At 54.2% G+C, this 9,249-nt stretch carries 6 protein-coding genes; 4 read left to right on the top strand and 2 right to left on the bottom strand.

Features of this window, described 5'->3' with window-relative positions; genetic code table 11:
- Positions 1–289, top strand: a 289-nt coding sequence (locus tag VU18_RS06200; RefSeq protein ID WP_047757823.1) for an aminotransferase class III-fold pyridoxal phosphate-dependent enzyme, incomplete at its 5' end; no start/stop codon positions are given.
- Positions 290–511: 222 nt separating this feature from the next.
- On the opposite strand, the gene VU18_RS06205 is transcribed toward VU18_RS06200, so the two are convergent.
- On the bottom strand, positions 512–1,099 hold the full coding sequence (locus VU18_RS06205; protein ID WP_033011094.1) for a Uma2 family endonuclease: 588 nt from the start codon (positions 1,097–1,099) through the stop codon (positions 512–514).
- A 193-nt stretch (positions 1,100–1,292) separates the two neighbouring features.
- On the opposite strand from VU18_RS06205, the gene VU18_RS06210 reads away from it, so the two are divergent.
- Positions 1,293–2,279, top strand: coding sequence for an acryloyl-CoA reductase (locus tag VU18_RS06210; protein WP_047757824.1), 987 nt, complete (start codon positions 1,293–1,295; stop codon positions 2,277–2,279).
- Between the two features lie 301 nt (positions 2,280–2,580).
- Here VU18_RS06210 and VU18_RS06215 read toward each other — a convergent pair whose 3' ends face one another.
- The gene (locus VU18_RS06215) at positions 2,581–3,492 is read right to left on the bottom strand and encodes a LysR family transcriptional regulator (RefSeq protein WP_011230926.1); all 912 of its coding nucleotides are present in this window, start codon (positions 3,490–3,492) and stop codon (positions 2,581–2,583) included.
- A gap of 125 nt (positions 3,493–3,617) precedes the next feature.
- Here VU18_RS06215 and gltB point away from each other — a divergent pair, with 125 nt between their 5' ends.
- On the top strand, positions 3,618–8,177 hold the full coding sequence (gene gltB, locus VU18_RS06220; protein ID WP_047757825.1) for a glutamate synthase large subunit: 4,560 nt from the start codon (positions 3,618–3,620) through the stop codon (positions 8,175–8,177).
- A gap of 146 nt (positions 8,178–8,323) precedes the next feature.
- The coding region (locus VU18_RS19505) for a glutamate synthase subunit beta (protein WP_047757831.1) at positions 8,324–9,249 on the top strand (926 nt) is incomplete at its 3' end.

The raw sequence follows: 9,249 nt of genomic DNA on the forward strand, positions 1-9,249 counted from the left end.
CAAAACGAACCTAGCCGGCCACCCGTATGTCGGCGATGTGCGCGGCAAAGGGCTGCTTGTCGGCATTGAGCTTGTCGCTGACAAAGCGACGAAAGAGCCGCTCGATGTGTCGCTTGTCAATCAAGTGATCCATCGATGCAAAGAAAACGGCCTCATCATCGGCAAAAACGGAACGACGGTCGCCGGGTACAACAACGTGCTCACCTTGTCGCCGCCGCTTTGCATCACGGATGATGAACTTTCGTTTGTGGTCCGCGTCTTGACCGGGGCGCTAGCGGCCATTCAATAAGAAGAACAAACGCCAGCTTGGGTCGACAGGCTGGTGTTTTGTTTGCCTTCGTGCAGACATTCGGAAAAACATAGAAGCAGGCCGCTGTCGCTAGGGTTGGACGTTCTCCCGGTTTCGAGATGGGAGATTCTTAGACATCTGCCTTAGGGCAGGCTGCTGGATCATCGATTCCTGTGCGTTTGACGAAAGATCGATCATGAACACTGAATGGTCAGAACCGTTTTAACTCCATCCAAATACATACGTTAGTGGAATAGCTAAGTCCTCAAATTGTGCGGAATGCAGCGTGTCTTGTTGCCCGTATGTGGCATGCCGTTGATAGGCTCCTTCGTGCAAATGGTATACATGAATCATTTTGTTAGCCGTATCGACGATCCAATATTCTGCAATGCCGTAGTGTTGGTACGTGTAAAATTTTTCGTTGTAATCTTTTAAAGCGGTTGAAGGTGACAAAACTTCAACAACTAGCGCAGGCGCCCCGTAACATCCTTTTTGGACAATCTGTTTTTTATTGCAAATCACGGCAATATCGGGTTGGACAATGTCATCAGGGGTTTCATACGTTTCATTTTTGCTAAGGAATACATCAAACGGCGCCATAAAGACGTAACAATGTTGGTTTTGGAAAAAATGGCGCAAAGCAAAATACAATTCTCCGACGGCAAATTGATGTTCCGAAGATGGAGCAGGTGTCATATTATAGGCTTTTCCATTTATCAGTTCCCAGCGGCCTTCCCATGTTTTCCAGTCAGCGTACGTGTAAATTTTGTTCAAGTCAGGGGTATTGCCCACTGTTTCACCTTCTTTCATCTTAAAGATATGTTTGTTTACAGTTTAACATAAAGAAGTCAAGGAAGTGTAGGAAGGACTTTCATGAGACATTTATTCATCACCCGCCTACGCTGACAACCGGAAGCGAGGGTTTTCTTGGTTCAGAAAGGAATCTGGCGTTTGGTTGTCGAATGATATGAGAGAAGAATGCATGAAGAAAGGGAGAGGAATGATGTCCGCATTTCAAGCGTTTGTCGTCAACAAAACCGAAACAGAATTTACCGCCGGTGTGCAGACGATATCCATGGATGATTTGCCGGAAGGAGACGTCGTTGTCCGCGTCCATTATTCAAGCGTCAACTACAAAGACGGATTGGCGTCCATTCCGGACGGCAAAATTGTGAAAACGTATCCGTTCGTGCCGGGAATTGATTTGGCCGGGGTGGTTGTCTCGTCGCAACATCCGCGCTTCCGCGAAGGGGACGAGGTGATCGCGACCGGATATGAAATCGGTGTGACGCATTTCGGGGGCTACAGCGAGTACGCCCGGCTGCACGGCGATTGGCTCGTGCCGCTGCCAAAAGGGTTGACGTTGAAAGAAGCGATGGCGATCGGCACGGCTGGGTTCACGGCGGCATTGTCCATTCACAGGCTTGAGGAGCATGGGTTGACGCCGGAACGCGGACCGGTGCTTGTCACGGGGGCGACGGGCGGCGTCGGGAGTCTGGCTGTGTCGATGCTCGCCAAGCGCGGCTATACGGTGGAAGCGAGCACAGGCAAAACGGCGGAGCACGACTATTTGCGCGTTTTAGGGGCGAAAGAAGTGTTGACGCGAGAGGACGTCACGGCTGAGCGCATTCGTCCGCTTGATCGGCAGCGCTGGGCAGCGGCAGTCGATCCGGTCGGCGGCCGGACGCTGGCCACGGTGTTAAGCCGCATCCGCTACGGCGGAGCCGTGGCGGTGAGCGGACTGACCGGAGGGGCGGAAGTGCCGACGACGGTCCATCCGTTTATTTTGCGCGGTGTCAGCTTGCTTGGCATCGATTCTGTCTATTGTCCAATGGATGTGCGCCTCCGCATTTGGGAGCGGCTCGCTGGCGACTTAAAGCCGGATTTGGAGCGGATTGCTCAAGAGATTTCGCTCGCTGAATTGCCGCAAGCGCTTAAGCGCATTTTGCGCGGCGAACTGCGCGGCCGGATGGTGGTGCGGCTGGGATGACGTTTGGGACGCGGTCTGCTTGAAGCAACGCCAAAAGCTCGATGCTTCCACATTCCTTCTTGTTTTGTCCTTGACACGAACACTTCCTAAAAGGTCGGTGAAAAACGATCATTTTCGTCAAATGGGTGGTTTTTGTTGGAAAAGAGGAGACATTTTTACAAGGTTTCTTAACTTGAGAAGGGATATTGTTGAGCTGATTTTTTCATTAAATCACCAGTCTTCTAAAAGAGTGAAGGGGACGGGGGAGGCAGGCGTGCAGAAGAATAAGAGAAAGACGCAGGAAGCAGCGCCTGCGTCTTTTTTATCCCCGCAATTGGTACCGCTCCAGCTCGGAGAAAAAGTCTTTCACAAACCGGTAAAACACTTTCACCGACGGGGCGAGCTCGTGATGGTCGGAGACGATGATGCCGACATTTCGCTTCACTTGCGGCATTTCAATCGGCACTTTGGCGGCGTAGCGAAGCAAGCTTTCCGACAGGGCGCTCTCCGGCAAGAGGGTCACGCCGATGCCGGCGGAGACAAGCCCTTTAATGGCATCGAGATCTTCGCCTTCCGATGAGATGTTGGGCGAAAATCCGGCTTGGTGGCAAGCGTCAATGACGATTTGATGCAAAATGTATCCCTTTGGAAACGTAACAAACGGGTCGTGGCGCAGTTCGTTTAACACGATCCGGTCGCGGCGAGCGAGCGGATGGCTGTTCGGCAGGAGGGCCGCAAACGGTTCAGAAAATAAAATTTCCCCTTTGATGCCGATTTCGCGTGCGGGAATTGGTCCAAGAAAGGCCAAGTCAATTTCCCGTTTTTTCACCGCTTCGATTAAATAATAGTACGACCCTTGGCGGAGATGGAACGAGACGTTTGGGTGTTCCGCTTTAAAGGCGGAGATGACCATGGGCATCATGTGGCTTGCCAGGCTTGTCGGAAACCCGATTTTAATCGTCCCGCGCTCCGGGTCTAAATATTCTTCGATTTGTTGCTTTGCATCATCGACCGCCTTCAACACCGCTTCGGCGTGCGGCAAAAAATGACGGCCGATGGGGGTGAGCTTCACGTTCCGCCCTTCCCGTTCAAAAAGCTGCACGCCAAGCTCCGCTTCTAAGTTTGCGATTTGCCGGCTGATCGCCGACTGCGCGACATGGAGGGCATCGGCGGCTTCGGAGACGTGTTCGCGCCGGGCGACTTCCACGAAATATTGCAGCTGCCGCAGCTCCATTTTTCTCCCTCCTTTTGATTGATCGCAAAATGAGATGGATTTTATCTAAATTATATATTGTTTATATTAATTTTGAAAACTACAATGAATATTACAGACAATTCGGAACGGGAGGGGAAGGCAGCATGAAACACTACGGATTACCGGAAGCGCAAGGGTTATATCGCCCGGAATTTGAGCATGATGCATGCGGGATCGGGTTTTATGCGCATTTGAAAGGAAAACCGTCGCACGACATTATCAAAAAGGCACTTCATATGCTTCGCCAGCTTGAACACCGCGGCGGACAAGGGAGCGATCCGGAAACGGGCGATGGCGCGGGCATTATGACGCAAATTCCGCATGAGTATTTTCAAGCGGTGTGCGGCGGGATGAACTTGCCGGAAAAAGGGCGCTACGGGGTCGGGATGTTCTTTTTGCCGGAAGAGGAAGCGAAACGGGCGTACTATGAATCGATGTTCAATGAGATCGTCGCTCAAGAAGGGCAACGGCTGCTCGGATGGCGGACAGTTCCAGTTGATCGTGAAAAGCTTGGCAAACTGGCGCGGCAAAGCCAGCCGTTCATCCGCCAAGTGTTTGTCGCGGCAAGTGATGACGTGGCTGATGAGTTGGCGTTTGAACGGAAGCTGTATGTGATCCGCAAACAATTCGAAAAATGTGTGGAAAACAACGAGTGCTATGTAGCGAGCTTCTCGAGCCGGACGATCGTTTATAAAGGGTTGCTTACGCCGGAACAAATCGATGCGTTTTATTTGGATTTGCAAGATGAACGGTTCCGTTCGGCGTTTGCCCTCGTGCACTCGCGCTTCAGCACGAACACGTTCCCGAGCTGGGAGCGGGCCCATCCGAACCGCTATTTGATCCATAACGGCGAGATCAACACGCTGCGCGGCAATGTCAACTGGATGACGGCGCGCGAGAAGCAATTTGTGTCGGAAGCGTTCGGCGCGGATTTGGAAAAAGTCGTGCCGATTTTGGATACGAACGGCAGCGACTCGTCGATTTTGGACAATGCGTTCGAATTTTTCGTTCTTGCTGGCCGGAAGCCGGCCCATGTCGCGATGATGCTCATTCCGGAACCGTGGTTTTGGGATGAGCAGATGGACGGGGCGAAAAAGGCGTTTTACGAGTACCATAGCTGTCTCATGGAGCCGTGGGATGGACCGACGGCGATTTCGTTCACCGACGGCAAGCAAATCGGCGCCATTTTGGACCGGAACGGCTTGCGTCCGGCCCGCTATTACGTCACCAAAGACGACTACATTATTTTTTCATCCGAAGTCGGCGTCATTGATGTCGACCCGAACAACATTTTATATAAGGAACGGCTGAGCCCGGGGAAAATGCTTTTGGTTGACCTCGAGCAAGGGCGCATCATCTCCGACCAGGAAATCAAGGAAGAAATGGCTCATGAAAAGCCATATCGCCAATGGATCAACGAGCAAATGATCACGCTTGGCGATCTGGAAATTCCGGAGGACGTCGAAGCGCCGAAGCAACTCGTCAAACTGCAAAAAGCGTTCGGCTACACGTTTGAAGATGTGGAAAAAACGATTTTGCCGATGGCGGCGGAAGGAAAAGATCCGACCGGCGCTATGGGCATGGACGCGCCGCTTGCCGTGCTGTCGGAGCGGCCGCAAAGTTTGTTCAACTACTTCAAGCAGCTGTTCGCCCAAGTGACAAATCCGCCGATTGATGCGATCCGCGAATATGTCGTCACCTCGACGATGACGCTGCTTGGCAAAGAAGGGAACATTTTGCATCCGGACGCCAAAGCGGCGCGGCGCATCCGCTTGGAAACTCCGCTATTGACGAACGAAGAGCTCGCAGCGTTAAAAGCCAATCCGTACCCGGAATTTGCGTGCGCGGTGCTGCCTACGCTGTTTACTGATGATTTGAAACAGGCGCTTGATGAGCTGTTTGCCAAAGCGGATGAAGCGATCGAAAACGGGGCGGCGCTTCTTGTGCTGTCCGACCGCGGCGTTGATGAAACACATGTCGCCATTCCGGTTTTGTTGGCGACAAGCGGGCTTCACCAGCATCTTGTCCGCAAAGGGACGCGCACGAACGTCAGCCTGCTTGTCGAAAGCGGTGAAGCGCGTGAAGTGCATCATTTTGCGGCGCTCATCGGCTACGGGGCGGACGCCATCAACCCGTACTTGGCGCTGGAGACGATCCGCCAAGCGTCAGAAAACGGCACGATCGCCTTGTCTTACCGTGAAGCGGTGAAAACATATATCAAGGCGGCTGTTGACGGTGTCGTCAAAGTGATGTCGAAAATGGGCATTTCGACGGTGCAAAGCTACCGCGGCGCACAAATTTTTGAGGCCGTCGGCATCGGCAACGATGTCATTGATGAATACTTTACCGGCACGGCATCGCAAATTGGCGGCATCGGGCTTGCGGAAATCGCCAAAGAAGCGAAAATGCGCCATGAGTCCGCATTTGACGCACGGTACGAAGACGATGTGCTGGATACGGGCAGCGAGCTGCAATGGCGACGCAACGGCGAACATCACGCGTTCAACCCGAAGACGATCCATTTGCTGCAGTGGGCGTGCCGGAAAAACGATTACAACCTCTATAAACAATATTCGAAACTGGCCAATGAAGAACAGTTGACGTTCTTGCGCAATTTGTTCGATTTCGATTCGAGCCGGCAACCGGTGCCGATTGAGGAAGTCGAACCGGTCGAGTCGATCGTCCGCCGCTTTAAAACAGGGGCCATGTCGTTCGGTTCGATCAGCCAGGAAGCCCATGAGGCGCTGGCGATCGCCATGAACCGGATCGGCGGAAAAAGCAACAGCGGCGAGGGCGGCGAAGACCCGGCCCGCTATGTGAAAGATGAAAACGGCGACTGGCGCCGCAGCGCGATCAAACAAGTGGCGTCCGGACGTTTTGGCGTAAAAAGCCATTATTTGGTCAATGCCGATGAATTGCAAATCAAAATGGCCCAAGGAGCAAAACCGGGTGAAGGCGGGCAGCTTCCGGCCAACAAAGTGTATCCGTGGGTCGGCAAAGTGCGCGGCTCAACGCCAGGGGTGGAGCTTATTTCTCCGCCGCCGCACCATGACATTTACTCGATTGAAGATTTGGCCCAACTCATTTATGATTTGAAAAACGCCAACAAAGATGCGCGCATCAGCGTGAAGCTCGTCGCCAAAGCCGGCGTTGGCACGATCGCCGCTGGCGTGGCGAAAGGGAACGCCGATGTCATTGTCATCAGCGGCTATGACGGCGGCACGGGCGCTTCGCCGAAAACGAGTATTAAACATGCCGGCCTGCCGTGGGAGCTTGGTTTGGCGGAAACGCATCAGACGCTCATGCTCAATGGGTTGCGCGACCGCGTCGTTCTAGAAACCGACGGCAAATTGATGACCGGCCGTGACGTTGTGATGGCGGCGCTGTTTGGGGCCGAAGAATTCGGATTTGCGACGGCACCGCTCGTCGTTTTAGGCTGTGTCATGATGCGCGTCTGCCATTTGGATACATGCCCGGTCGGCGTGGCGACGCAAAATCCGGAACTGCGTAAAAAATTCACCGGGAAGCCAGAACATGTCGTCAACTTTATGTACTTTGTCGCTCAAGAAGTGCGGGAAATTATGGCGGAGCTCGGCTTCCGCACGATCGACGAAATGGTCGGCCGCGTCGATGTCTTGAAGGTAAGCGAGCGGGCGAAAGCGCATTGGAAAGCGAAACATCTCGATCTGTCGCGTCTTCTGTACCAAGTCGATGGACCGCGCACTTGCATCAAAGGGCAAAACCATCGTTTGGAAGAGACGCTTGATCATACAGAAATTTTGCCGGCGGTGCAGCCAGCGCTTGAACGGCAGGAGCCGGTCGAACTTCACCTCGCCATCCGCAACGTCCACCGCACGGTCGGGGCGATGACCGGCAGCGAGATTTCGAAACGCTACGGTGAGGAAGGGTTGCCGGATGATACGATCCGCCTCCATTTCACCGGATCGGCCGGGCAAAGTTTTGCGGCGTTTGTGCCGAAAGGGATGACGCTCGAGCTCGTCGGCGACGCGAACGACTACGTCGGCAAAGGGCTTTCCGGCGGCAAAGTGATCGTCCGTCCGCCGCATGAGGCGCCGTTTGCCGCAGCGGACAATGTCATTATCGGCAACGTCGCTTTCTACGGGGCGACGAGCGGCGAGGCGTACATTCGCGGCCGCGCCGGTGAACGGTTCTGTGTGCGCAACAGCGGCGTTCATGCCGTTGTTGAGGGAGTCGGCGATCACGGGTGTGAATATATGACCGGCGGCCGCGTCGTCATCCTCGGTTCGGTTGGCAAAAACTTCGCCGCTGGCATGTCCGGGGGCATCGCTTACGTTCTCGCTGACGAAGACAGCTGGCAGCAAACCGCCAACCTTGAGCTCGTCTCATTTGAGCGGCTCGAAGACGAGGAAGAAATTCGCGACGTGCGCCGGATGATCGAAAACCATTACCGCTATACGGGAAGCCCGCGGGCGGCGTTAGTGCTCGAAGAGTGGGATGCGTATGTCCGCCGGTTTGTCAAAGTCATTCCACACAACTACAAACTGATGGTGGAAACGATTCAAGCGCTCGAACAATCCGGGTTTTCGTATGATGAAGCTGCCTTGGCGGCGTTTGAAACGGTGGCGAAACGGAAAAAAGCGGCTGCCGTCGGTGTCCATGTGTTGCAAGCGGCCGCGAAATAAGGTCTTCCTTTCGGGCGGCTGTGGCATGGCGGCGCCGCTTTGGCCCCGCGGCCGCGCGGGGCTCGCTTTTTGACTGGCCTAACAGGCGGGAAGGCCGCATCGGGGAGAAGAGAGGACGTGTACGGAAAGAAGGAGGGGGAACCATCGTGGGAAAAGCAACAGGGTTTATGGAATATGCACGCGAGGAGGAAAAAAAGCGCGACCCGCTTTCCCGTCTTGATGATTGGAAAGAATATACACAGCCGTTTTCGGAAGAGGTGCTGGCCCGCCAAGGCGCCCGCTGTATGGACTGTGGCACGCCGTTTTGTCATATGGGATTGGAGCTGAACGGCCTTACCTCGGGGTGTCCGGTGCACAACTTGATCCCAGAATGGAACGATTTGGTGTACCGAGGGCGCTGGAAAGAAGCGCTTGACCGACTTTTAAAGACCAATAATTTCCCGGAATTTACTGGACGCGTCTGTCCGGCGCCATGCGAAGGATCGTGCACGGTGGCCATTTCCGACCCAGCGGTTGCGATTAAAGGAATCGAACGGGCCATTATTGATAAAGGGTTTGCTGAAGGATGGGTGAAACCGCGCATCCCGAAGACGCGCACGGGGAAAAAGGTGGCCATCGTCGGCTCCGGCCCGGCCGGGTTGGCCTGCGCTGACCAACTCAACCAAGCCGGCCATTCGGTGACGGTGTATGAGCGGGCTGACCGCATCGGCGGCTTATTGATGTACGGCATTCCGAATATGAAGTTGGAAAAAGAAGTGGTCGAGCGGCGGGTGCGTCTGCTCGAAGAGGAAGGCATCACGTTTATTACGAACACCGAAGTCGGCAAAGATATTATGGCTGACGAACTTCGTGCTCAGTACGACGCCGTCGTCTTGTGCATCGGTGCGCAAAAGCAGCGCGATTTGGCCATTGAAGGCCGGGAGCTTGAGGGGGTCCATTTTGCGATGGATTATTTGACCGGCGTGACGAAAAGTTTATTGGATTCGAATTTTGCCGACGGCCAGTTTATCGATGCCAAGGGAAAACGTGTCATCGTGATCGGGGGCGGCGACACGGGGGCCGACTGCGTGGC

Origin of the sequence: Geobacillus sp. ZGt-1 (genome assembly GCF_001026865.1) — a bacterium.
In the GTDB taxonomy this organism is placed as follows: Bacteria; Bacillota; Bacilli; order Bacillales; family Anoxybacillaceae; genus Geobacillus; species Geobacillus thermoleovorans.